Source organism: Stenotrophomonas sp., assembly GCF_036662295.1.
Classification (GTDB): Bacteria; Pseudomonadota; Gammaproteobacteria; order Xanthomonadales; family Xanthomonadaceae; genus Stenotrophomonas.
Window position 1 is genome coordinate 1 of sequence record NZ_JAVWXA010000060.1, and the last position, 23873, is coordinate 23873.

Annotated in this window: 18 protein-coding genes; 7 read left to right on the forward strand and 11 right to left on the reverse strand. The window is 66.3% G+C overall.

Features of this window, described 5'->3' with window-relative positions:
* Positions 1 to 179: 179 nt before the first annotated feature.
* Complete coding sequence (locus RSA25_RS12530) at positions 180 to 1790, forward strand: hypothetical protein (protein ID WP_332809195.1); 1611 nt, start codon at positions 180 to 182, stop codon at positions 1788 to 1790.
* A gap of 1 nt (position 1791) precedes the next feature.
* Here RSA25_RS12530 and RSA25_RS12535 read toward each other — a convergent pair whose 3' ends face one another.
* From RSA25_RS12535 to RSA25_RS12545, 3 genes are all read right to left on the reverse strand, one after another.
* Positions 1792 to 2502, reverse strand: a complete 711-nt coding sequence (locus RSA25_RS12535) for a glutathione S-transferase (protein ID WP_332809196.1) — start codon at positions 2500 to 2502, stop codon at positions 1792 to 1794.
* Between the two features lie 89 nt (positions 2503 to 2591).
* The gene (locus RSA25_RS12540) at positions 2592 to 2942 is read right to left on the reverse strand and encodes a hypothetical protein (RefSeq protein ID WP_332809197.1); all 351 of its coding nucleotides are present in this window, start codon (positions 2940 to 2942) and stop codon (positions 2592 to 2594) included.
* Entirely contained in the window at positions 2939 to 3157 is a 219-nt protein-coding gene (locus tag RSA25_RS12545; RefSeq protein WP_332809198.1) for a hypothetical protein, read from the reverse strand. The genes RSA25_RS12540 and RSA25_RS12545 overlap by 4 nt, the downstream gene beginning before the upstream one ends.
* Positions 3158 to 3347: 190 nt before the next feature.
* Between RSA25_RS12545 and RSA25_RS12550 the strand changes: the two genes are divergently transcribed.
* Positions 3348 to 4181, forward strand: coding sequence for a DUF3014 domain-containing protein (locus RSA25_RS12550; protein WP_332809199.1), 834 nt, complete (start codon positions 3348 to 3350; stop codon positions 4179 to 4181).
* Positions 4182 to 4910: 729 nt separating this feature from the next.
* Positions 4911 to 7496: an ATP-dependent chaperone ClpB gene (gene clpB, locus RSA25_RS12555; RefSeq protein WP_332809200.1), complete on the forward strand. Its 2586-nt coding sequence runs from the start codon at positions 4911 to 4913 to the stop codon at positions 7494 to 7496.
* 51 nt (positions 7497 to 7547) lie between these two features.
* Here clpB and RSA25_RS12560 read toward each other — a convergent pair whose 3' ends face one another.
* The 5 genes from RSA25_RS12560 to RSA25_RS12580 all read right to left on the reverse strand — a co-directional run bounded on the left by RSA25_RS12560 (position 7548) and on the right by RSA25_RS12580 (position 12458).
* Positions 7548 to 8732: a hypothetical protein gene (locus tag RSA25_RS12560; protein ID WP_332809201.1), complete on the reverse strand. Its 1185-nt coding sequence runs from the start codon at positions 8730 to 8732 to the stop codon at positions 7548 to 7550.
* Between the two features lie 268 nt (positions 8733 to 9000).
* Positions 9001 to 9627 (reverse strand): hypothetical protein, encoded by a 627-nt coding sequence (locus tag RSA25_RS12565; RefSeq protein ID WP_332809202.1) that lies wholly within the window; start codon positions 9625 to 9627, stop codon positions 9001 to 9003.
* 705 nt (positions 9628 to 10332) lie between these two features.
* The gene (locus RSA25_RS12570) at positions 10333 to 10974 is read right to left on the reverse strand and encodes a hypothetical protein (protein WP_332809203.1); all 642 of its coding nucleotides are present in this window, start codon (positions 10972 to 10974) and stop codon (positions 10333 to 10335) included.
* Positions 10975 to 11106: 132 nt separating this feature from the next.
* Positions 11107 to 11748, reverse strand: coding sequence for a hypothetical protein (locus tag RSA25_RS12575; RefSeq protein ID WP_332809204.1), 642 nt, complete (start codon positions 11746 to 11748; stop codon positions 11107 to 11109).
* Positions 11745 to 12458, reverse strand: coding sequence for a hypothetical protein (locus tag RSA25_RS12580; RefSeq protein ID WP_332809205.1), 714 nt, complete (start codon positions 12456 to 12458; stop codon positions 11745 to 11747). Before RSA25_RS12580 ends, RSA25_RS12575 begins: the two co-directional genes overlap by 4 nt.
* Before the next feature lie 322 nt (positions 12459 to 12780).
* Between RSA25_RS12580 and RSA25_RS12585 the strand changes: the two genes are divergently transcribed.
* Together RSA25_RS12585 and RSA25_RS12590 are read left to right on the forward strand one after the other, a co-directional pair.
* Positions 12781 to 13356 carry a hypothetical protein gene (locus tag RSA25_RS12585; RefSeq protein WP_332809206.1) on the forward strand — a complete coding sequence of 192 codons (576 nt, stop codon included), beginning with the start codon at positions 12781 to 12783 and terminating at the stop codon, positions 13354 to 13356.
* Positions 13357 to 13496: 140 nt separating this feature from the next.
* Positions 13497 to 14810: an aminotransferase class I/II-fold pyridoxal phosphate-dependent enzyme gene (locus tag RSA25_RS12590; RefSeq protein WP_332809207.1), complete on the forward strand. Its 1314-nt coding sequence runs from the start codon at positions 13497 to 13499 to the stop codon at positions 14808 to 14810.
* A 69-nt stretch (positions 14811 to 14879) separates the two neighbouring features.
* Here the strand turns inward: RSA25_RS12590 and ybaL are convergent, their stop codons facing one another.
* Positions 14880 to 16580: a YbaL family putative K(+) efflux transporter gene (gene ybaL, locus RSA25_RS12595; RefSeq protein WP_332809208.1), complete on the reverse strand. Its 1701-nt coding sequence runs from the start codon at positions 16578 to 16580 to the stop codon at positions 14880 to 14882.
* A gap of 363 nt (positions 16581 to 16943) precedes the next feature.
* A complete protein-coding gene (locus tag RSA25_RS12600; RefSeq protein WP_332809209.1) occupies positions 16944 to 19337 on the reverse strand; it encodes a TonB-dependent receptor in 2394 nt (797 codons plus the stop codon).
* A 344-nt stretch (positions 19338 to 19681) separates the two neighbouring features.
* Between RSA25_RS12600 and RSA25_RS12605 the strand changes: the two genes are divergently transcribed.
* Entirely contained in the window at positions 19682 to 21538 is a 1857-nt protein-coding gene (locus RSA25_RS12605; protein WP_332809210.1) for an ABC-F family ATP-binding cassette domain-containing protein, read from the forward strand.
* A 71-nt stretch (positions 21539 to 21609) separates the two neighbouring features.
* On the opposite strand, the gene RSA25_RS12610 is transcribed toward RSA25_RS12605, so the two are convergent.
* Entirely contained in the window at positions 21610 to 22494 is an 885-nt protein-coding gene (locus RSA25_RS12610; protein ID WP_332809211.1) for a LysR family transcriptional regulator, read from the reverse strand.
* Positions 22495 to 22701: 207 nt separating this feature from the next.
* Here RSA25_RS12610 and blaL2 point away from each other — a divergent pair, with 207 nt between their 5' ends.
* Complete coding sequence (blaL2, locus tag RSA25_RS12615; RefSeq protein WP_332809212.1) at positions 22702 to 23604, forward strand: L2 family extended-spectrum class A beta-lactamase; 903 nt, start codon at positions 22702 to 22704, stop codon at positions 23602 to 23604.
* Positions 23605 to 23873 lie beyond the last annotated feature (269 nt).

The window sequence follows — 23873 nt, forward strand, 5'->3', positions numbered from 1 at the left end:
GCCGGCTCCCGATACCACCGGACGCATACCGAGGAGCCGGCCAGCGGCCGGCACTACCGGATCACGGGCTTGCAGGCGTATGCGATGCCGCGCAGACCCCGGCGTTCTACCCATGCGCCTGTTACTGGCGGCGGTCAGGCCCTACCATCGGCTACCCCCTCCCCACGGCAGTGCCGCGCATGTCCGCCCCCGCTCCCGTCCGCTCCGGACCCCTTCGCTGGTTCGTCGCCGGCGATTTCAACGGTTTCTTCGGCCTGGTGGTCGACAACCTCTCCATCCTCGGCTTCATCGCGATGGCGCTGGTGGGCATGTTCCAGTTCCCCGCCGACGTGGTGTTCGGCCGCATGTTCCCCGGCACGGCCTTCGGCGTGCTCGTGGGCAACGTGCTCTACACCTGGATGGCGCGGCGCCTGGCCCTCCGTACCGGGCGCGCGGACGTCACCGCGATGCCGCTCGGCCTGGACGCGCCGACCAGCATCGGCATGGCGCTGCTGGTGCTGGGTCCGGCGTTCCTGGCCTTCAAGGCGCAGGGCATGCCCCCGCACGATGCCGCCATCGCCACCTGGCAGCTGGGCATGGCCTCGCTGGTCATCATGGGCGTGCTCAAGGTGATCCTGTCCTTCTTCGGTGAAGCGGTCACGCGCGCGCTGCCGCGGGCCTCGCTGCTGGGCTCGATCGCCGGCATCGCGATCGTGCTGATGGGCTTCCTGCCGTTGCTGGAGACCCTGCGCTCGCCGGTGGTCGGCTTTGTCACCCTGGGCCTGCTGCTGTACGTGCTGATCGCCAAGGGCAAGCTGCCGATCCGCGCGCCGGGCGTGCTGGTGGCCTTCGTGTTCGGCACGGTGCTGTATTACGGCCTGGGCCTGGCCGGCTTGGGCGCTCCCGGTTTCAAGGTGCCCGAGTGGACCCCGCCGCAGGTGGTGCTGCCGTGGCCCACGCTGGGCTTCATCGACGGCCTGCCCACGGCCATGACCTACCTGCCGCTGCTGCTGCCGTTCGGCCTGCTGATGGTGGTGGGCGGCATCAACGTCTCCGAGAGCGCGCGCGCGGCCGGCGATGACTACCGCACCCGCGACATCCTGCTGGTGGAAGCCGTGGCCACGCTGGTGGCCGGCCTGTGCGGCGGCGTTGCACAGACCACGCCGTACATCGGCCAGCCGGCGTACAAGCACATGGGCGCACGCAGCGGTTATACGTTGCTGACCGGCCTGTTCGTGGGCATCGGTGGCATGCTCGGGGTGATCTCCGGGCTGGTGCAGTGGCTGCCGCTGGCGGTACTGGCGCCGATCATCGTGTACGTGGCCATCGACATCACCACCCAGGCCTTCCAGGCCACCCCGCGCGAGCATGCCGGGGCGATGGTGCTGGGCTTCCTGCCCTCGGTGGCCTACCTGCTGGCGATCAAGGCCCCGGGCTGGATTGCGCCGGCGCAACTCGCCGCAATGACCACCACCCTGGACGGCCACGGCCTGCCCGAGCTGGCGGTGATCTTCACCCTGGGCAATGGCTTCATCATCACCTCGATGCTGTGGATCGCGGCGGTGGTGGCGATGATCGATGGCCGCCTGCTGCGCGCCGCTGGCTTCCTGCTGGTGGCCGCGGCGCTGACGCTGTTCGGCCTGATCCATTCGGTCGACCCGCGCGGCGGCATCTACCTGCCGTGGCAGCTGGAGGGCCTGCCGAAGATCATCAGCTGGCAGTTCGCCGGCGCCTACGTCGCGCTGGCCGCGTTGCTGGGGCTGCTGTCGCTGCAGAAGCGGCCCCGCGTGGTTCAAGACCCACGGTCGTGATCTACCGGTCGCCATCCAACTCGGGGTAGTGGCGGAAGATGCCTTGGGTGTTGAACGCCAGCCGCCGCTCCGATTCCAGGTAGGCGGCCACGTTCGGGCGGACCGCCACGCGCGCCTTGAGCGCGTGCAGCAGGGGCAGTGTCGGCCACAACACCTGCATGCGCTGGGGGAACATGTAGTCCAGCCCGCTCAGCAGCTGGAACAGCGACAGATCCACATAGGAGTGCTCGCGCAGCGGATGGCGCCCGCCATGGGCCTGCAGCACCCCTTCGAAATACGCCAGGAACTTGGGCAGGCGCTCGCCACGCATGGCCTTGGCGCGCGCCTTGGCCGCGTCGCGCTGGTCTTCGTAATAGGCCGAGGCTGCGATGGGGTGGTGGGTGTCGTGCACTTCGGCCACCAGGTCGGCAATGGTCAACTGCAGTTGCAGTGCCTGGTGGCGGCCCGAGGCGGTCTGCGGCACCAGCGCCAGGGCGGGCCCCAGGTGGTCCAGGATGGCGCCCACCTGTGCGATCACCAGTCGCCCGGTCTTCAGGAACGGCGGCGCAAACGGCGCCAGCCCGGCATGCGTGCCGTCCAGGAAGGGCTGCAGCACCGCATCCCCGTGCTCGCGCGCCATGTCGGTGTAGGTCGCACCCGCATCTTCCAACGCCAGCCGGATGAACTCACCGCGACCCTGGATGCCGCTCCAGTAATACAGTTCGTAATGCATCGACATGCTCCGTCAAGCCAGCGTCCAGCATCGGCGCGGCGGTGCAAAGCGGGCGTGAGCGTACCGTGGCGGGCGCGGCAATGTCGCGCTCAACGCACTGGCGGGTGCCGGTCCGGTGCCCATACGCTGCGCTGCCACCTCAGTTGGGCGTGCTCGAGCAGCGCTTTGACGTGCGCTTCGAACGCCAGCGTGAAGTGGTCATCGCCCCGGATCGCGACGCGCAGGGTGTAGTGATCGTCGCAGAGGAAATCGGCCAGGCGATCCTCCTTGTCGATCACCTCCACCTCGCACGCCGTCAGCCGGGCGCTGGCCACGTGGCGGCCCTCGTCATCCCTGCACTGGAAAGGGTGGCCGAACGCCTCTGCCGCGCGGCGCACGACATCCTCGAAGCTGCCATCGCTGGTGAGAACAAAGATCAACCATCGTGCCGTCGCGGTCATGGCCGTTGCCTGTGCAGGGTGTGGGACGGCTGCATGGTCAGCCCGACTACCGCACCGGCACGCACCGCCGCGTCGCCCAGCGCAGGGCGGGCGATGAATGCCTCGAGCGGATGGGCCTCGCCCGGCAGGTGCGTGGCCAGGAATGCATCCAGCACCTGCGGATCGAACAGCACGATGCCCGGCTGGAACAGGCGGACCACGGCGGTGTGCTTCATCGGGACGTCCATTGTCGTCGTCGGCGCGCGCAACGCAGCGCGACGGCCCTTGCACGGAGCGGGGGTTCATTGAGCCTGCGCGATGATGGCCTGTCAACGCGTCGCCTGCGTTTTCCGGCGGCGCAGTGAACCGTCGCCGCGTGCGCCGGTCACACGATGTCCATGCAGGTGAACAGCGAGGTACGGCAGCATGCAGACGAGTGGAAAAGCGATCTGGCCCTGGGTGCTGGGCCTGGCGGTGGTGGGCGGTGCGGGGGCCTGGTTGTTCAGTGACAGCCTGCGCGCGCTCGCTGACCGGGTGGACGTGCCCGTGCAGGCGCCGGCGACGCGCATTACGGCGTCACCGCCTGCGGTCACCGCCACGCCGGCGGCAGGGGCAGCAACCACCGCGCCGATCCGGCACCCGGTTGATCCGCGTGATGCGGCCGATCCGGCGCTGCCCGCGCTGGCCGACAGCGATGCAGCGGTACGGGAGGCGCTGGGTGCGCTGTTCGGCCAGGATCGCGCGTTGGCGCTGCTGCTGCCCGACCACCTGATCCAGCGCGTGGTGACCCACATCGACAATCTGGACAAGCCCAGCGTGCCGGCGCCAGCGATGGCGGTGCGCGCGCTGCCTGGCAGCCTGCAGGTGGAGACGGTGGATGGCACCACGTACATCGCCGCGTCCAATGCCGAGCGTTACGCGCCCTACGTGGCCGCATTCACCGCGCTGGACGCCGAGGCGGTCGGCAAGGCGTATGTGCGGTTCTATCCGCTGCTGCAACAGGCATATGTGCAGCTGGGTGGGCCGGAGGCGTACTTCAACGACCGGCTGGTGGCGGTGATCGATCACCTGGTGGCGCTGCCCAACGCGCCCCAGCCGGTGGCGGTGGAGCGCGACGCGCGCGGCCGCTATCGCTTCGTGGACCCGTCGCTGCAGGCGCGTTCGGTGGGGCAGAAGCTGCTGCTGCGGCTGGACGCCAGCCAGGCGCTGGCGGTGAAGCGGCAGCTGCGTGCGTTGCGCGCGGCGATCGCGCGCGGCTGACCGCCGCGTTACAAGGCCTGCAGGAACGCTGCTCCAGCTGCACCCGGCGATGGTGGGCGTCGAAGCGGATGTACACGCGGCTGTCGGTGTCCAGTTGCATCGCGCTGCCGTCCGGCAACGTCAGCCGCTGCCGCTCCCCGACGGCGGTACGCACCGGTTGCCCGTCGGCGCGCGGCCCCATGCCCTGCCACGCCGCCCATCCGGCCGGCGCCAGTGCCAGCCACAGGCCGATCCGCTTGATCGTCGCGCGCCGTTGCAGGTCCGGCGCGCGGCCCAGCACCGGTATCGCCCAGCTGCCCCGCACCTGCGCCAACAGTCCCTGCAGGCGCTGTCCTGGATCAGGTCGGCAGCGGTCTCCCGGCAACCCACGCGACCGCCCAGCCAGCCTTGCAGCCAACGTCGATGGTCGCGGTAGAGGGTGCCGAGGAGATCGCGTTGTGCGTGCATGGGAGTGGGAGGCAGCGCACGGCGCCACCGCGGTACATATGGTAATGAGAAGTATTCGCAAGTATGGCGGGCCGGAGCCGGTGTCGCCAGCGGCTCGTTTCGCGGGTCATGCCGTCGCCCGTGCACGCCTCCGGCACGGCCACGCGCGCATGCTTGCCGGAGGCTGACCCGATGCCGTGCGCCGCCGCCGTCTCCCTTGAAACGCCTGCGCACAACCGCATCTACAGTGCATTGCCGGCACGCACGCAGCGCCCGGCCCCACCTACGAAAGAGGACTTCCCCATGCGGATGGACAAGCTCACCTCGCGTTTCCAGCAGGCGCTGGCCGACGCACAGTCGCTGGCCGTGGGCCGCGACCACAACATCATCGAACCGGTGCACGTGTTCACCGCCCTGCTGGACCAGCAGGGCGGCAGCACGCGCCCGCTGCTGTCCCAGGCCGGGGTGAACGTGCCGGTCCTGCGCGAGCGGCTGACCGAAGCGCTGGATGCACTGCCCAAGGTGGCCGGGCAGGAAGGCAACCTGTCCATCGGCAACGATCTCAACCGGCTGCTCAACAACACCGACAAGCTGGCCCAGCAGCATGGCGATGCCTTCATCGCCAGCGAGTGGTTCGTGCTGGCCGCGCTCGATGATGGCGGCACCCTGGGCATGGCGCTGCGCGCTGCCGGGGCCGACAAGACCCGCATCGATGCGGCCATCGACAAGATCCGCGGCGGTGAGAGCGTGCAGTCGGAGAATGCCGAAGAGCAGCGCCAGGCGCTGGAGAAGTACACCATCGACCTGACCGCGCGCGCGGAAAGCGGCAAGCTGGACCCGGTGATCGGGCGCGACGAGGAAATCCGCCGCACCATCCAGGTGCTGCAGCGCCGGACCAAGAACAACCCGGTGCTGATCGGCGAGCCCGGTGTGGGCAAGACCGCGATCGTGGAAGGCCTGGCCCAGCGCATCATCAACGATGAAGTGCCCGAGGGCCTGCGCGGCAAGCGCGTGCTGTCCCTGGACATGGGCGCGCTGATTGCCGGCGCCAAGTTCCGCGGCGAGTTCGAAGAGCGCCTCAAGGGCGTGCTCAACGACCTGGCCAAGAGCGAAGGGCAGGTGATCCTGTTCATCGACGAACTGCACACCATGGTGGGCGCGGGCAAGGCCGATGGGGCAATGGACGCGGGCAACATGCTCAAGCCGGCGCTGGCGCGCGGCGAGCTGCACTGCGTGGGCGCCACCACCCTGGATGAGTACCGCAAGTACATCGAGAAGGACGCCGCGCTGGAGCGCCGCTTCCAGAAGGTGTTCGTCGGCGAGCCCAGCGTGGAGGACACCATCGCCATCCTGCGCGGGCTCAAGGAAAAGTACGCCGTGCATCATGGCGTGGAGATCACCGACCCGGCCATCGTCGCCGCGGCCACGCTGTCGCACCGCTACATCGCCGACCGCCAGCTGCCCGACAAGGCCATCGACCTGATGGACGAGGCCGCCTCGCGCATCCGCATGGAGATCGACTCCAAGCCCGAAGAACTGGACCGCCTCGAGCGCCGCCTGATCCAGCTCAAGATCCAGCGCGAAATGCTGCGCAAGGAAAAGGACGAGGCCTCGCGCCAGCGCCTGGCCGATTTGGAAAGCGACATCGACACGCTGGAGCGCGAGTTCTCCGACCTCAATGAAATCTGGAAGTCGGAGAAGGCCGCACTGCAGGGCGCCACCCGCATCAAGGAGCAGATCGAGCAGGCCAAGCTGGAGCTGGAATCGGCCCAGCGCCGCCAGGACTTCGGCCGCATGAGCGAAATCCAGTACGGCCAGTTGCCGCAGCTGGAAAAGCAGCTGGCCGCCGCCCAGGAGGCGGAGAACACCGAGTTCAAGCTGGTCCAGGACCGCGTGACCGCCGAGGAGATCGCCGAGGTGGTATCGCGTTGGACCGGCATCCCGGTCAACCGCATGCTCGAAGGCGAGCGCGACAAGCTGCTGCGCATGGAGGCGATGCTGCACGAGCGCGTGGTGGGCCAGGAGGAGGCCATCAAGGTGGTCTCCGACGCGGTGCGGCGGTCGCGCGCCGGGCTGTCCGATCCGGACCGGCCCAGTGGTTCGTTCCTGTTCCTGGGGCCGACCGGCGTGGGCAAGACCGAGCTGTGCAAGGCGCTGGCCGAGTTCCTGTTCGACAGCACCGACGCCATGATCCGCATCGACATGAGCGAGTTCATGGAGAAGCACAGCGTCGCCCGCCTGATCGGTGCGCCCCCGGGGTATGTGGGGTATGAGGAAGGCGGCTACCTCACCGAAGCCGTGCGCCGCCGCCCGTACTCGCTGATCCTGCTGGACGAGGTGGAGAAGGCGCATCCGGATGTGTTCAACATCCTGCTGCAGGTGCTCGACGATGGTCGCCTCACCGATGGCCAAGGGCGCACGGTGGACTTCCGCAACACCGTCATCGTGATGACCTCCAACCTGGGCTCGCACCAGATCCAGGACATGAGCGGCGATGACAGCCCGGAGGCCTACACCCAGATGAAGGCGGCGGTGATGGGCGTGGTGCAGGCGCACTTCCGCCCGGAGTTCATCAACCGGCTGGACGACATCGTGGTGTTCCACCCGCTGGACAAGGTGCAGATCAAGCAGATCGCGCGCATCCAGATGCAGGGCCTGGAGAAGCGCCTGGCCGAGCGCGGCCTGCGCATCGAGGTCAGCGACGCGGCGTTTGGCCTGCTGGGCAACGTGGGCTTCGATCCGATCTACGGCGCCCGGCCGCTCAAGCGTGCGATCCAGTCGCAGCTGGAGAACCCGCTGGCGCAGAAGATCCTGTCCGGCGAGTTCGTGGGCGGCGACGTGATCCGGGTGGATGCGGCCGAGGGCAAGCTGGCCTTCGTGAAGGATTGAGGACGGTGTGAGCGGTGGGGCGCGCCCGTTTTATGGACGGGCGCGGACCGCTTACCGTGCGGGTGCGGCCTTCTCCGCGTCCTGCTGTGGCGCAGCTGCGGTGGGAGCCTGGGAGGGGTCGAGCGGAGTGCAGGCCAGGTCGGTGAACTCGATGCCGGCCGGTTGGCGTGCCGCCTGGTCATTGACCCGAACGAAGTCGCGCTGGTCGTTGGTGTTCTGTTTGTTTAGTACGCTTTCCAGTTGCGGGCTGATCGCGGTACTGGTCGGGGTGAAGGACGTACCGCCGCCGGCATGGCCGCGATGTGGCGGTTCCTGCTCAGGCGTCAGCCCGGCACCTGGCGGCAGGGGGCCGCGAAGCTTGTCATGGAAGTCGGCGATCACACCCGGCACACCGCGTGAAACAACGGTCGCGGAAACACGGGAGTCGGCAACGCGCTCGCGGTAGTCTGCCACCAGCTTGCGGTCTTCAGGCGATGTGAGGCGCGCATTGGGGTCATCGAGTACGGACCGGTCAGGATCGCCTTTGACATCCACATCGAGGAAGTGGTGCATGCGATGCGAATCGACCATGCGGCCGAGATCGCCGGCATGGGCAACCAAGGCCAGTGCCGGCACTGTCTTTGCCAGCGGGTTGTTGTGAAACGGTGCAGATTGGCGCAGCACCTCCAGCTCCTTTGGCAACACATACATTTCCACCTTGCCGTAGTGGGGGCTGGCCGCGCTGACGAAGTCACCGGCCATCACGTGATTGGTGAATGTTGCCGCGCCCCGGGGAGAACCTTCTGGAATGCGCAGGTTGAGGCTCGCTGTGCCGTATGGATTGAAGGCATCGCCGGGCAGGTTGAAACGGTGGGCCGTGATCTGGGCGAGCGCGCCCCCCAAGGAGTGGCCGGTAACCGAAATATCCACGTTCTGCTCTTTTGCCAACCTGACAGCCATTTCAGTCAGTGCAATCGCATCTTTCGCCTGCAGATTCACCCTGCCGATCATCGCGGCATCGACAGCACCATCCGGGCCGGGTTGACGAACGAACTCGGTGCCTCGGTGGGCGACGATGATCTCGCCCGTGTTTGGGTTCTGAAAGATGGTGCCTTGGTATCCAGATGCTTTGTCGCTGTGTCCGAGGACTTTGTACTTGATCCCATCTGCCTGCATCGTGTCGTACTTTCCGTCATTGCCCAAGGTGGGAGAGCTGTAGGCGAGGTCGGCGAGAGAGGCGTGTTGTTTCAGGCTCATCGTTGAGTTCCCTTCTTGGATGATTTCATTGTCATGAGAACGCATTCGAGTGCGCGTTATTCAGGAACATCGTTGGACGGACTGAGCGTTAGGACTGGGACTGTCCAGCCTTTGATAGCTGGACACTCGCATCCGCATCTCCTTCCTGTGATCCTGTCGCGAAAGGGATCACTGCGGACATTGCGACAAGAAGCATCTTCACCTTCAGAGCGTGGTCGTTCCTGCTTCATTCTGCGTGCCGATGCCGGCCTCCTTGCCTGTTCTAGCGCTATGGCGACTTGATTGTCATTGAGAAGATGTTCGCTTTTTCGGATTCTGGAAGCATCTCAAACCGCTCCTTGGTGAAGTCCTGGGCGTTTCTTGGCGCGCCGTCAATGCTCTTGCTGGTTCTGTCGATCCGGAAGTACGTCGTTAAACCACCCTTCTGCTGAAGTTCTTTCGGCGTCGCGGCGATGGTGAAGTAAATTCGATTCGGGGATGAGGGGAGGTCGGGGTGGCTGAATGCCAGTGTGAGCTTCCAATTGCAGATGCCGCGACCGTAATATTCACTGGACTTCATCTGGTCTCGGTAAGCAGTGAACGAGTAGGTGGAAGCATCCACTTTGCGAAGCTGATGCCGGACCGTGTGTGTTTGCGGTGCGTGCTGAACGCCCTCGAAGTTGTTGGTTTCCGGGAGGCAGCTTGGGTTGATGATGCGGTATGTCGTGCTGGCATCTGAGAACCTCAGGTCGCCCGGCGCATCATGCAGCTTGATCATCACCTCAAGCGGGTCCTTGGGGTCCGGGTTCAACTGGTACGCCGGATACTCCGGCGGCGTGCAGCCGCAGAGCAGCAGCATGGCGATGGCCGATGCGGAAAGGCGAGAATCAAGGTGCATTCCAGTTCTTGCTTTCATGGTTGCTCTTCTGCATCCAACGCTCAATGTCCTGGCAATTGGGTGGCCGTGGGGACGTGGATCAAAGTTCAGGGCTGTACTGCACTGTCTATATTGAGAAGCTGGCGAGATCAAGCTCCAGCGCTGCCCGAGCGTTAGGGGATCGGCGAGAGCATTGAGAACATACAGAGGGTATTAGTGGAAGATTAGCTGATCTTATCGCGGTGGCATGGTAGGGATTCCCTGATATTTCCACGACTCGACTGGCGTTGCGTGGCCCTCGGCCAGGTCGTCGAGGAAGCGGACCATGCAGAACAGCCGTCATTGTATCGACGCTCTTGTGCGATCCAGCCGTCAACCAGTCAGAAGTAATAGACATCAGCTGGAAAAGCAGCTGGCCGCTGCCTGGGAGGCGGAGAACAAGGAGTTCAAGCTCGTCCAGGACCGCCTGACGCCGAGGAGATCGCCGAGGTGGTGTCGCGCTGGACCGGTGTCCGGGTCAATCGCATGGTTGAGGGCGACTTCCTTCAGACTCATTCTTGACCCCCGTTCGTGGATACACGCATGGTCATCGAGAACGTGTCCGTCCTCTCCGACTCACTGAATCTGTCGAGCCTTTCCTTTGTGTAGCTCCAGGCAATCATTGGAGCGCCCTCAAAGCCAGGTCGCGTTCTGTCGGAAGCGCCGTGCGCTTCGCGCACAGCGCTGCCTCCCGTCTGCATTCCCCTATCTGACGGATGAAATATTGATCGAAAGAGCTTCGGCTTGATCTTTCGCGGACAGGTTATCGAACAGGTTCTTCCCGAAGCTGCTGTCTACATACTGAAGCCTGCCGTCTGAGGGCCTCGCCCCTTTTGCGCGGTAGTAGAGTGTGTATCCGCCATCAGACTGGAACTCTTCAGGGGTCGCGACGCCTGAATAGTGGTAATTCTCTTTGGCGTCACGCAGCTTGAAGTTGCTGCCGGCAAGGCTGAGTTCCCATTCACAGGTTCCACGGCCGTAGTACGCCTTGCGCTTCATCTGGTCGCGATAGACCGTGAACACGTAAGTATTCGCATCTACCCTGCGCGGTGTCATGTAGACGTAGTGCGTGTCTGGCGCATGTTGCACGCCTTCCAGGTTTGTCACCACGGGCAGGCACTGTCTGTTGATTATCTTGTATGCGGCATATGCAGCGCTTGCGTACATGTCCGCCGGCGCATTCTTCAGTTTGACGGCGAGCTGAATGCTGTCCTTGGGCGCAGGGTTGAGTTCGTAGCGTGGGTACTCCGTTTTGGAGCATCCGCCGATCAGTCCGGCTGCGACGAGCCATGCCGCATGACGCGCGAATCGGCGTCTGGTGTGTGTTGTGTGCGACGTTCTATGCATCTTGGTTCCAGGGAGAAGTTCTGCAAGACCATGGTTGCAGCCGTCGAACTCGCCTGACCCTCTTCTTTGTCGCGCGTTCATTCGACCGGTTCGTCCGCTTTACGAGCACCCTCACATCCACTCCTCGCTTCATCACTTGACGGATGAAATAGTGATTGAGAACGTCCTGGCCTGCTCGTCTTCAGAAAGGCTCTTGAAGATGTCCTCGCCAAAGCTGCTGGCTTCGAAGGGAAGCCCGTCGTCAAGCAATGGCGAGTTCTTCGCGCGGTAATAACGCGTCATGGCGCCGTCCATCTGCAATCTTTCGGGAGATGCGGAGATGGCGTAGTAGACGGGGGATGGCGCGTCTCGTCGTCGGAAGCTGATGGCGGCAAAGCCAAGCGTCCACTCGCAGACCCCACGTCCGTAGTAATCCCGATGTTCCATCTGATCGCGATAGACAGTGAGCACGTAGGTGGTCTCATCCACCTTGTGCGGCGTGCTTTCAACGATGCGGGTATATGGCGCGTACTGGACGCCTTGAAGGTTGGTCACCACCGGCAGGCATTGCTTGTTGGTCAACCTGTAGGACGCATAGGCTGAGCTGGCGTAGATTCCCTCTGGCGCATTCTTCAGTGTTACGACCAGTTGCTCCGCATCTTTGGGGTCCGGGGTGAGTGTGTAGGTAGGGTATTCCGGCCGCGAGCAGCCGCCCGCCAGCAATGCGACGGCCAGCGATGTTGCGAAGAAGAGGGAGGGGCTATTCCCACCGGATGCGCGCGATCGTCGGCTCATGTCGGGTCCACGAGGTCAGTTTGCAATGCGGCCGAGCCCAGAACCGTGAGCTTTCTAACCTCAAGCGAGCTTTTGAAGAGGTGATCCCGCTGTGGCGGAGGAAGGTCCACCCGTTTGTCTTCAGGATATCCGCTGTCCACGGACGATATCTGAGGAGAGCGATCCCTGTCCCTTGGATAGATGTCGCGGGAAAAATAACGTGTAAGGGTGCCCTCGGAGGCGACCTCGCTGGCGCTGATCGAGGTGCTGAAGGAAGTATCTTCCTCGCCTCCTGCGCTGATCCGGATGTCGATGAACTGGAGCCTCCACCCGCAAGGCCCACGTCCGTAGTAGTCAATCTCGGCCATCGCGTCCAGGTAGAAGCGACCTTCATAGTGGCAATCCGAGCGCTGACTCACTTCCGGATCAACGATTGCGGTCTTCGGGGTGTGTTGAATGCCCTCCAGATTGTTGACTATCGGGAGACATTCCAGATCGATCGTGTGGGACGCATGAGCCGTAGCATCGGGCGGTGGCCCAGGTGCATTGTTGAGCTCGAGCGTGAACGCATACGCCTGACGATGCGCTTTGGCTTCCTGATAGGTTGGATGCTCGGCTCCAGCGCAGCCAGAGGCAGCCAGTGCTGACGTCAGTGCCATGGCAAGTCCGTTGCGTCTGGTTCGATCATGCATAAGGCTTGAGATTTCCAGCATCAGAATCAGATGGGGCATTCTCCCGGCATCTACCGAAAGGTGCCCTGATCGTATCGCGACCGCAGGGTAGGGTTTTTCTGAATTTCCTACGTGGACGCCGTCATGTATTGCCGTGGTCGCCGTGCCAGGAAGGCAGGCGATGCAGCCCAAACGCCCTCCATCAGCCGTTTCAAACACAGCGTACTGTGACGTAGTTAACACAGGGTGCGATGAGCAGCGTGCTCTCGTGTCCGCCGAGCTTGAACCACGTCGCGTCATGCGTAAGCTGAGGTGCGCTCCTGGCGACGTTGGCGCCCGGAACGCATCCAACTGGACATTTCATTCGCAAAAGGATTGCCGCATGACACGCAGATTCATCCTCGCCACCGCACTGGCGGTCATGGTTTCCCCTCTGGCCTCGGCGCAGCCCGCGGCGCCGGCATCCGGTTCCGAACTTCTGCTGCGGCCCAATGTCGAGGGCTATGTGCAGGGCTACCAGGCCACGGACCCGAACAACGGCAATCGAATCTTCGAATATGTTCTGGAAGGCCAGACGGTGCAGGACTGGACCGAGATGCTTACCCTGCAGGATTTCCCTGCCTCGGCCAACGTGGCGCCACGCGCTTATTTCGGCACGTTGGGCGATTTCTGGCTGAAGTCCTGCCCGGCAGGCGATGTCACCGTGATCCATGAGGCCGAAGAAAATGGATACCCGGTTGCCGTGGTTCAGATGATCTGCCCGAACAATCCTGGCACCGGCAAGCCGGAGTACGCCTGGATGAAGGGCATCCAGAGCGGCAAGAGCATGTACGTCGTGCAGAAGGCCTTCCGCTTCGTGCCAGACCGCGAGCAGATCACCACCTGGGTTCGGTACCTGCAGAAGGTGACGCTGTGCGATGAGGTCGGCAGCAAGCATCCCTGCCCGCCGCTCAAGTGAGGCACCGCGCGGGGGGCCCCGGCCAAGGGCCGCCCGCGCATATCACGCCAGGTTGAAAGGCCATGCCGGATCGGCATGAGCGACGGGCGCGCGGCGCCATGCCGGCGCGGTATGGTGCCGTTTCAACCGGAGGAGGCGTGATGGCAGAGCACGGGGGTTCCGAACAGGCGCAGGCACCGCAGTGGAAAGCGGAGACGATCGCCGTCCACGGCGGTTACCGGCCGGACCCGACCACCCGGGCGGTGGCGGTGCCGATCTACCAGACCGTGGCCTACGCCTTCGATGACGCCCAGCACGCGGCGGACCTGTTCGACCTGAAGGTGCCGGGCAACATCTACACCCGCATCATGAACCCCACCACCGACGTGCTGGAGCAGCGAATCGCCGCGCTGGAGGGTGGCATCGGTGCGCTGGCGCTGGCCTCCGGGCAGGCGGCGATCACCTACGCGATCCAGACCATCGCCGAGGCCGGCGACAACATCGTCTCCTCCAGCGCGCTGTATGGCGGCACCTACAACCTGTTCGCGCATACGCTGCCGCAGTTCGGCATCCAGACCCGCTTCGCCGACTACGCCGACCCGCAGGCCTTCGCCGCGCTGATCGACGACCGCACCAAGGCCGTCTTCGTCGAATCCATCGGCAACCCGCGCGGCAACATCACCGATATCCAGGCGGTGGCCCGGATCGCGCGCGCGCACGGGGTGCCGGTGATCGTGGACAACACGGTGGCCACCCCCTACCTGCAGCGCTCGTTCGATTTCGGCGCGGACATCGTGGTGCATTCGCTGACCAAGTACCTGGGCGGGCACGGCACCAGCCTGGGTGGGGCCATCGTCGATTCGGGGCGCTTTCCGTGGGCCGAGCACAAGCAGCGGTTCCGCCGCCTGAACGAACCGGATGTGAGCTACCACGGCGTGGTCTACACCGAGGCGCTGGGGCCGGCCGCCTACATCGGCCGCGCCCGCGTGGTGCCCCTGCGCAATACCGGCGCGGCGATCTCGCCCTTCAACGCGTTCCTGATCCTGCAGGGCATCGAGACCCTGGCCCTGCGCCTTGACCGGATCAACGCCAACACCCTGGCCGTGGCGCAGTACCTGCAGCGGCATGCCGGCGTGGCGTGGGTGAACTACGCCGCGCTGCCCGACCATCCCGAGCATGCGCTGGCGCAGAAGTACCTGCGCGGCCACGGGTCGGGCGTGCTCACCTTCGGCCTGCCCGGTGGCCGCGCCGCCGGCGCGCGCTTCCTGGACGCACTGCAGTTGTTCACCCGGCTGGTCAACCTGGGCGATGCCAAGTCGCTGGCCACGCACCCAGCCTCGACCACGCATCGGCAGCTGGATGCGGCCGAGCTGGAGAAGGCCGGTGTCAGCGAAGACACCGTGCGCCTGTCGATCGGCATCGAACACATCGACGATCTGCTGCACGACCTGGAACAGGCGCTGGCCAAGGCGTAGAGGTGGGACCCATGGCGGCCGGTGCGGGCCGGCCGCCGTGGGGTTTTTGGCAGGGCGCGGGGACGCGCGTTACACCACCGGGATGGCGTGCTTGCCCAGCGTGCGGTACGGCGGGGTGGCCATGACCATTTCCGCCAGCGAATAGGCCAGCTCGCGTTCGGCCATCACCGTGCCGTCGGCACCATGCTCAAGCAGGTGCTTCACTTCGGCATCGCTGTGGGCACGCGCCAGCAGGGTCAGGCCAGGGTTCAGGGCGCGCAGCTTGGCCAGCGTTTCACCGGCTTCCAGCGGCTGCGGGATCGCCAGCACCGCGATCTTGGCACGCTCGGGGTGGGCCTCGGCCAGCACCTTGTCGGCGGCAGCGCTGCCACGGATGCCCGGCAGGCCGGCGGCATGGGCCTCGGCCACGTGCTCCTTGTTGTCGTCGATCACCAGCACCGGCACGCCGCGGTCGCGCAGCACCTGGGCCAGCGCACTGCCCACGCGGCCGTAGCCGATCACGATGGCATGGTCATGCAGGTCCAGCGACGGGCCCGGCGGCAGTTCGGTTTCCACCGCGGCGGGCGTGGTTTCCTGGTGCTTGAGCAGCCAGCGGTCGAGCAGGCCGAACACCAGCGGGTTGAGCATGATCGAGATCAGCGCACCGGCCAGCACCAGCGCCTGGCCGGTGGGCGGAAGAATCTTCAGGGTCACGCCCAGGCCGGCGATGATGAAGGCGAACTCGCCGATCTGCGCCAGGCTGGCCGAGATGGTCAGCGCCGTGCCGGTGGGGTGGCCGAAGGCGCGCACGATCACGAACGCGGCAGCGGACTTGCCGAACATGATGATGGCGGCGGTGGCCAGTACCTGCCACGGGTGCTCGATCAGGATGGCCGGGTTGAACAGCATGCCCACCGAGACGAAGAACAGCACCGCGAAGGCGTCGCGCAGCGGCAGCGAATCATTGGCTGCCTTGTGGCTCAGTTCCGATTCGTTGAGCAGCATGCCGGCGAAGAACGCACCCAGTGCGAAGGACACGCCGAACAACATGGCCGAGCCGAACGCCACGCCCAGCGCGATGGCCAGCACCGACAGGGTGAACAGTTCGCGCGAGCCGGTGCCGGCGATGCGCTCGAGAATCCACGGAATCACCCGCCGGCCGACCACCAGCATCACCGCCACGAACAGGCCCAGCTGCACGAACGTCCAGCCGATGCTCGCCAGCACGCTGCCCACGGTGTGGGTTTCATTGGCCGAATCGGGCCCGAACACGCCGGCCAGCACCGGCATCATCACCAGGGCCAGGACGCAGGCCAGGTCTTCCACGATCAACCAGCCCACCGCGATCTTGCCGCGCTGGGTTTCCAGCAGGCGCCGTTCTTCCATCGCGCGCAGCAGCACCACGGTGCTGGCGGTGGCCAGGGCGAAGCCGAACACGATGCCGTGGATGACCGGCCAGCCCATCAGCGCGGCCAGGCCCCAGCCGAGGAGGGTCGCCACCAGGATCTGGCCGACGGCGCCGGGGATGGCGATCGCCTTGACCGCCATCAGGTCCTTCAGCGAAAAATGCAGGCCCACCCCGAACATCAGCAGCATCACGCCGATCTCGGCCAGCTGGTTGGCCAGCGCCTGGTCGGCGACGAAGCCGGGGGTGAACGGTCCGACGCAGATGCCTGCCACCAGATAGCCGACCAAGGGCGACAAACGCAGCTTGTGGGCCAGGGCGCCGAGAATGAAGGCAAGCCCCAGGCCAACGGCCACGATGTTGATCAGGTCGGTGTCATGGTGCATCGGCGCTCGCAAAAATAGGGGATGTCCCGATTTTCACCGATGCGGAGGTGGCGAGCAAACCGGGGTGGCCGTGAGACGGCGATGTCCCCGTGGTCAGGTCATGTGCTGTCCGGGACAGTGGCAGCCGGGCAAGGTGAATGCGCGAAAATCCATTTTCCGGCGGCCAGAACGCCCATGCCCCGGCGAACCGGGGCATGGGGGTATGCGGAAAACGGTTGGCAATGTGCCCCCTGAGTCAGGGGGCGGCCGCGCAGCGGCGGGGGTATGGGAGCGGTGAGCGGGGCCCGCGGTTTGCGTAGCAAACCGTGGGGCGACAGCGCGAATGCGTTGTCGCGTCCACGGCCAGCGGCCGGCACTACCTTGTTACCACTTGTAGGTCACGCGGCCATAGACGTAGGCACCATTGAAACCATACGGCGAGTAGTTGCTGTACGGCAGCATGCCCCAGGTGGAGTTCTGCAGGTCCACCGTGCGGTCGGGGTACTCGTCCAGCAGGTTGTCCGCGCCCACGGTGAGGGTCCAGTTCTCGCTCGGCTTGTAGCTGACCGAGGCATCCAGCACCCACGACGCGTCATAGGTCTGGTCACGCAGGGCGGTGGCCGAGTTGCGCACGGTGAAGCTGCCGTAGCGGGTGGCCGCCAGGTTCAGGTCCCAATGGTCGCTGCGCCAGGTGCCGCTGAGGATGGTCTTGTCGCGCGGGTAGCTGTCTTCGATGCGCCCGATCTCGTCGCGGCCGATCAGCGACTGGGTGATGCCCAGCGAGGTGAAGGCGGCCGGCGAGGCGATGAAGTTCTTCACCTCGGTCTCGTTGTAGCTGTAGGCGGCGGTCAGCTCCAGCGAGCTGGCGGCGAAGGGGATGGTGTAGCTGGAGACCGCATCCACGCCGCGGGTGCGGGTGTCCACGCCGTTGGTGAAGTAGGAGAACGCGGTGACGCCCGGCAGCCCCAGCCCGGCCAGCAGCGAGTTCGCCGCCGTGTTGGTGGTGATGTTGGTGGACAGCACGATGCGGTCGTCGATGTCGATCTGGTAGGCATCCACCGTCAGGTACAGGCGTTCGACCGGCTGCAGCACCAGGCCCACGCTGTAGGAGGTGGAGCTCTCGGCCTTCAGCGGGCTGGCCCCCAGCGCCTGTGCGGCCGGGCTGGTGGTGGGGAAGGTGCCACGCTCGACGAAGGCACCGTTGATGATCGTGCTGGTGACGGCCTGGTAGCTCTGCTGGGCCAGCGACGGGGCGCGGAAGCCCGAGGACGCGGTGGCGCGCAGGGCGACCTTGTCGGTGAACGCATAGCGCGCGGACAGCTTGCCGGAGAACTTGTCGCCGAAGTCCGAGTAATCCTCGTAGCGGCCGGTCACGCCCGCCGAGAACTTGTCGGTGAGGTCCGCTTCCAGGCCGGCATACACCGCGTAGTTGTGGCGATCGGCATCCACCGCGTTGAGCGGGGTGAAACCGCCGAAGCCCTGCGCGCCGCTGCCGAAATACGAGTTGGCTTCGCCGGCGGACTGCGCCCACTTCTCGCGGCGGTACTCGCCGCCGAAGGACAGCGTGACCGGGTAGGCCAGGCCCCAGTCCAGCGACTTGGTCAGGTCCGCGTTGAAGATGTCCTGGGTGTACTTCAGCGCACCGTCGTAGAACGAGCGCGGGCTGGTTGCGCCCAGGCTGTAGTTGATGCTGTTGCGGGTGTGGAAGTCGATCGTGTTCTCGCCGTGGTTGGCGCTGACATCCCAGGTCCAGCCGCTGTCGGTGTCACCCTTGACCCCGGCCACCAGCGAGCGGTCCTTGGAGTACTGGTTGATCTGCGGCACGAAGCCGTCCGGGTAGGTCTGGGCCAGCAGCGCGCCCTGGCCGCTGTTGGTGCGCGAGCGGTAGAAGGCGAAGGAGGTGATGTCGCGGTTGCTGGCCATCGCCGTGGCGTAGGCCGAGACATGGTCGTTGAACTGGAAGCTGGCGTTGACCGAGGCGGCGCTGGCATCCACCTGCGGGTCGCCGACCACGAAGGTCTTCTGGCCGATGTCGGGGAAGTTGCCGGTGTTCGGCGTCGTGCCCAGATAGGGGCCGGCGCGGTTGCTCTCGTCCTGCTGGCTGATCTGGCCGGCCACGTGCACGCTGCCGCGGCCGTCGGCAAAGCCGATGCCGGTATCGCCGGAGAGCTGGTACTTGTTGCCGTCGCCGGCCGAGTACTGGCCGGCGTCCACCGCCAGGCTGCCGCCGGAGGACGAGCCCTTGAGCACGATGTTGACCACGCCGGCGATGGCATCCGAGCCGTACTGGGCCGAGGCGCCGTCGCGCAGCACTTCCACCCGCTCGATGGCCGCGATCGGGATGGCGTTGATGTCCACCGCCGAGGAACCGCGGCCGATGCTGCCGTTGACGTTGATCTGCGCCGAGGTGTGGCGGCGCTTGCCGTTCACCAGCACCAGCACCTGGTCCGGCGACAGCCCGCGCAGCTGCGCAGGGCGGATGCCGCTGGTGCCGTCGGTCAGGGCCGGGCGCGGGAAGTTCAGCGAGGGCAGGGCGCGGGCCAGCGCGGTGGCCAGCTCGTTGGTGCCGGTGGACTGCAGCGCCTCGGGGGTGATGATGTCGATCGGCGACTGCGACTCGGCCACGGTGCGGTCGGCGACCCGGGTGCCGGTGACGATGATGGTGTCCAGCGTGTTGGCGGCGGTGCGCGCAGGGGTGTCCTGGGCGAGCGCGGGCAGGCTGGTGGCACCGAGCACGACAGCAACGGCGGCGGCGAGCGTACTGGTCTTGCGGTTCATCAGGGTGGGGCTCCGATAGGAATGGCGCGGCACCGGAACGACATCGCCGTGGCGCACGGCCGGTCGGCGAAGGCGGGTGTTGCGGTGCGCAATAAACGAATTAACGGGATATTCATCGCTTGTCAAATATTCGCCATATCCGCAAAAAACGTTGCAGCAGCAACCATTTACGTGGATCGGCGGGCGCGACATCAGGGTCCCGGAGAGGCGCAGGCAGGGTCGTGGGAGAGAGGAACGAGGCCTGCCGCGCATCCCGGGGCGCGTCAAGTATTCGTTAACGCTAGAATTACGTCGCAGGAAGGGTGCTCACCAGCACATTCCATTCCGTTATATGGACCCCCAAAATGATTTCCCTTCGTAACTTCGCCTTGCGCCGTGGCGAGCGGCTGCTGTTGTCCAACGTCGACCTGACCCTGCACGCGGGGTACCGCGTCGGCGTGGTCGGCCGCAACGGTGCCGGCAAGTCCAGCCTGTTTGCCGCCGTGAAGGGCGAGCTGGAGGCCGACAAGGGCGATGTCGACCTGCCCGGCAAGGTCCGCATCGCCAGCGTGGCCCAGGAAACCCCGTCGCTGCCCGACCCGGCGCTGCAGTTCGTGCTCGAAGGCGACACCGAGGTGGCCGCGGTCATGCGCGAGGAAGCCGACGCTGCCGCCCGCGAGGATTGGGAGGCGGTGGCCACCGCGCACCAGAAGATGGCCGAGATCGGCGCCTACGACGCCGAAGCGCGCGCGGGCAAGCTGCTGCACGGCCTGGGGTTCCCGGCCGAAACCCATTCGCGGGCGGTGTCCTCGTTCTCCGGCGGCTGGCGCGTGCGCCTGAACCTGGCCCGCGCGCTGATGATGCCCAGCGACCTGCTGCTGCTTGACGAACCCACCAACCACCTCGACCTGGATGCGGTGTTCTGGCTGGAACAGTGGCTGCTCAAGTACCCCGGCACGCTGCTGCTGATCTCCCATGACCGCGAGTTCCTGGACAACGTGGCCACCCACACCCTGCACCTGCACGGTGGTGGCGCCAAGCTGTATCCCGGCGGCTACACCGACTTCGAGCGCCAGCGCGCCGAGCAGCTGCGCCAGCAGCAGATCGCGCACGACAAGGAACAGGCCGAGCGCGCCCACCTGCAGAGCTTCATCGACCGCTTCAAGGCCCAGGCCAGCAAGGCCGCCCAGGCGCAGAGCCGCATGAAGCGCCTGGCCAAGCTGGCCGGCACCGAGGCGGTGCGCGCCGAGCGCGAGTTCCGCATCGAGTTCTCGCCGCCGGCCAAGTTGCCGTTCTCGCTGATCCGCCTCAACCACGTCGACGCCGGTTACGGCAGCGATGCGGTGATCCTGCGCGAGGTGGGCTTCGGCCTGGAAGCCGGCCAGCGCATCGGCCTGCTGGGCCCCAACGGCGCCGGCAAGACCACCCTGGTCAAGACCCTGGTGGGCGAGCTGTCGCCGATCACCGGCGAGCGCGCCGCGCACCCGGACCTGCGCATCGGTTACTTCGCCCAGCACACGGTGGAGTCGCTGCATGAAGGGCAGTCGCCGATGGAGCACTTCCGCGACATCGCGCCGGACGCGCCGAACCAGGTGTTCCGCGACTTTCTGGGCAAGTGGAACTTCGCCGGCGACCGCGCCTTCGAGCCGGTGGACGGCTTCTCCGGTGGCGAGCGCGCGCGCCTGGCGCTGGCGCTGATCGCCTACCAGCAGCCCAACGTGCTGCTGCTCGACGAACCCACCAACCACCTTGACCTGGAAATGCGCGAAGCGCTGGCCGAGGCGCTGGCCGATTTCGAGGGCGCCATCGTGATGGTGTCCCATGACCGCCATCTGATCGGACTGGTCTGCGACACCTTCTGGCGCGTAGCCGATGGCGTGGTGGAACCCTTCGACGGCGACCTGGATGCGTACGCGGCGTGGCTGCGCTCGCGGCCGGCCGCGCAGGGCACCAAGCAGAAGATGGCCGCCGCCGCACCAGAGCCGGTGCCGCCGACCCCGCCGCTGCCGCCGAAGAAGCCGGTCAACCCGCACAAGCTGGCCGCCGCCGAAGCCAAGGTGGGCGAACTGGAAGCCCTGCTGGCCGACCTGGACCGGCAGCTGGCCGATCCGTCCAACTATGCCGACAGCACGCGCATGGCCGTGCTGGGGCGTGACCGCGAGGCCACCGCCACCCTGCTCGGCAAGGCCGAGCAGGCCTGGATGGAGCTGCTGGACGCCTGACCGGCACGCCGACCAACGGTCGGCATGCTGTCACCCGGTAGGTGCCGACCGTTGGTCGGCACACCCCGCGTCTACGGGCCGTGGCTCGATGGCTCGTCCTGCGCTTCCAGCCACTCGCGGAACCGCCGCGCCGCCTCGCTCTCGGGGCGCGAACGCAGGCGCGTCAACCAATACCGCCCCAGCGCCAGCGTCTGCGCGAACGGCTGCACCAGGCGCCCCTGCGCCAGGTCCTGCTCGAACATCTTCAGCGGCAACAGCGCCACGCCCGCCCCGGTGGCCGCCGCACTGGCCAGGGTCAACGACGAATCGAACACCGGCCCGCGGGCCTCCAGTTCGGCCACGCCGGCGGCCTGCAGCCAGCGCGGCCACTCGTCGCTGCGGTAGGAGCGCAGCAACGTCGCAGTGGCCAGGTCACGCGGCTGCCGCAGCGTGCGCGCGATGGCCGGCGCGCACAGCGGCGCAAACGGCGCATCCAGCACCGCGGTACTGACCTGGCCCTGCCAGTCGCCGTCGCCAAACCGGATCGCCAGGTCCAGCCCGTCACCGGCCAGGTCGATCCGGTTGTTGTGGGTCTGCACGCGCAGCTCGATATCCGGGTGCTGGGCGGAGAACTCGGCCAGCCGTGGCAGCAGCCAGCCGGTGGCGAACGTGCCGACCACGCCCACGCCCAGCACCTCGCGGAAGTGCCCGCCAACGAAGCGGTCCAGGCTCACCGCGATGCGATCGAAGGCCTCGTTGAGCACCGGGTAGAGGCGGGCACCCTCGTCGGTCAGGGCCACCCCGCGCGGCAACCGGTTGAACAGCGACACCCCCAGCCGATCCTCCAATGCCCGGATCTGATGGCTCAGCGCGGCCTGGCTGACACACAGTTCCAGCGCGGCGCGGGTGAAATTCTGGTGGCGGGCGGCGGCTTCGAAGGCACGCAGCGCATTGAGCGGGAGCTGGGGGCGGATCATGCGCGGAGCCGTGAGCGGGGTTGATGGATGATCGCATCGAATCGCGGCGGACGGTCGGTGGGGAGGCGCTATTCACGATGAATTTCAACGCGCTTCCGCCTTGGACGCCTCTCGGTATTAGTCAGGCTAATGGCTATCACTGAAAATCCTCGCTGGTCCCATGCGCGAGGCACTTCAATACTCGGCCATCCCTTCCGGAGAACCCGCATGTTTCCCAGACGTCGTTTCCTGCAATGGACCGGGGCCGCCGCGGCCTCGGCGCTGACCGCCACCGCGCTGGCCAGGATGCCGGCGACATCGGCCCCGGCGCTGGCCACGGCCCGGGACTTCGCCGCACTGGAAGCCGCCAGCGGCGGGCGGTTGGGCGTCACCCTGCTGGAGACGGCCAGCGGCAGGCGCATCGGCCATCGCCAGGACGAACGCTTTCCCATGTGCAGCACCTTCAAGTTCGCGCTGTGCGCGGCCGTGCTGCACCAGGCCGAGGACGGCCGGCTGGCGCTGGATCGACGGGTGCCGGTGCGCCCGCAGGACATGCTCTCCCATGCCCCGGTCACGGCCCGGCATGTGGGCCGTGACCTGAGCGTGCGCGACCTGTGCCGGGCCACGATGGTCACCAGCGACAACCCTGCCGCCAACCTGCTGCTGGCGGTCATCGGCGGACCGGCGGCGGTGACTGCCTTCCTGCGCGCCTCCGGCGATGCGGTGACCCGCAATGACCGCAACGAGCCGGACGTGAATCGCTTTGCGCCCGGTGATCCGCGCGATACCACCAGCCCGGCCGCGATGGCCGCCAGCCTGCAGCGCCTGGTGCTGGGCGAGACGTTGCAACCGGCGTCGCGGCTGCAATTGGCCGACTGGCTGATCGACAACGAGACCGGCGATGCGCGCCTGCGCGCCGGGTTGTCCAAGGCGTGGCGGGTGGGCGACAAGACCGGCAGCAACGGCGAGGACACCACCAACGACATCGCGATCCTGTGGCCGCTGGCCGGCGGCGCGCCCTGGGTGCTGACCAGCTACCTGCAGGGTGCCACGGTGGACGACGCCGGCCGCAACGACGTGCTGCGCCAGGTGGCCGTACTGGCCGAGCAGCACATGCGCCACCCAGGGTAGTGCCGGCCGCTGGCCGGCTCCCCACAATCCCGGATCACCCAAGGTAGTGCCGGCCGCTGGCCGGCTCCCCACGATCCCGGGTCACCCAAGGTAGTGCCGGCCGCTGGCCGGCTCCCCACGATCCCGGATCACCCAAGGTAGTGCCGGCCGCTGGCCGGCTCCCCACGATCCCGGGTCACCCAAGGTAGTGCCGGCCGCTGGCCGGCTCCCCACGATCCCGGATCACCCAAGGTAGTGCCGGCCGCTGGCCGGCTCCCCACGATCCCGGG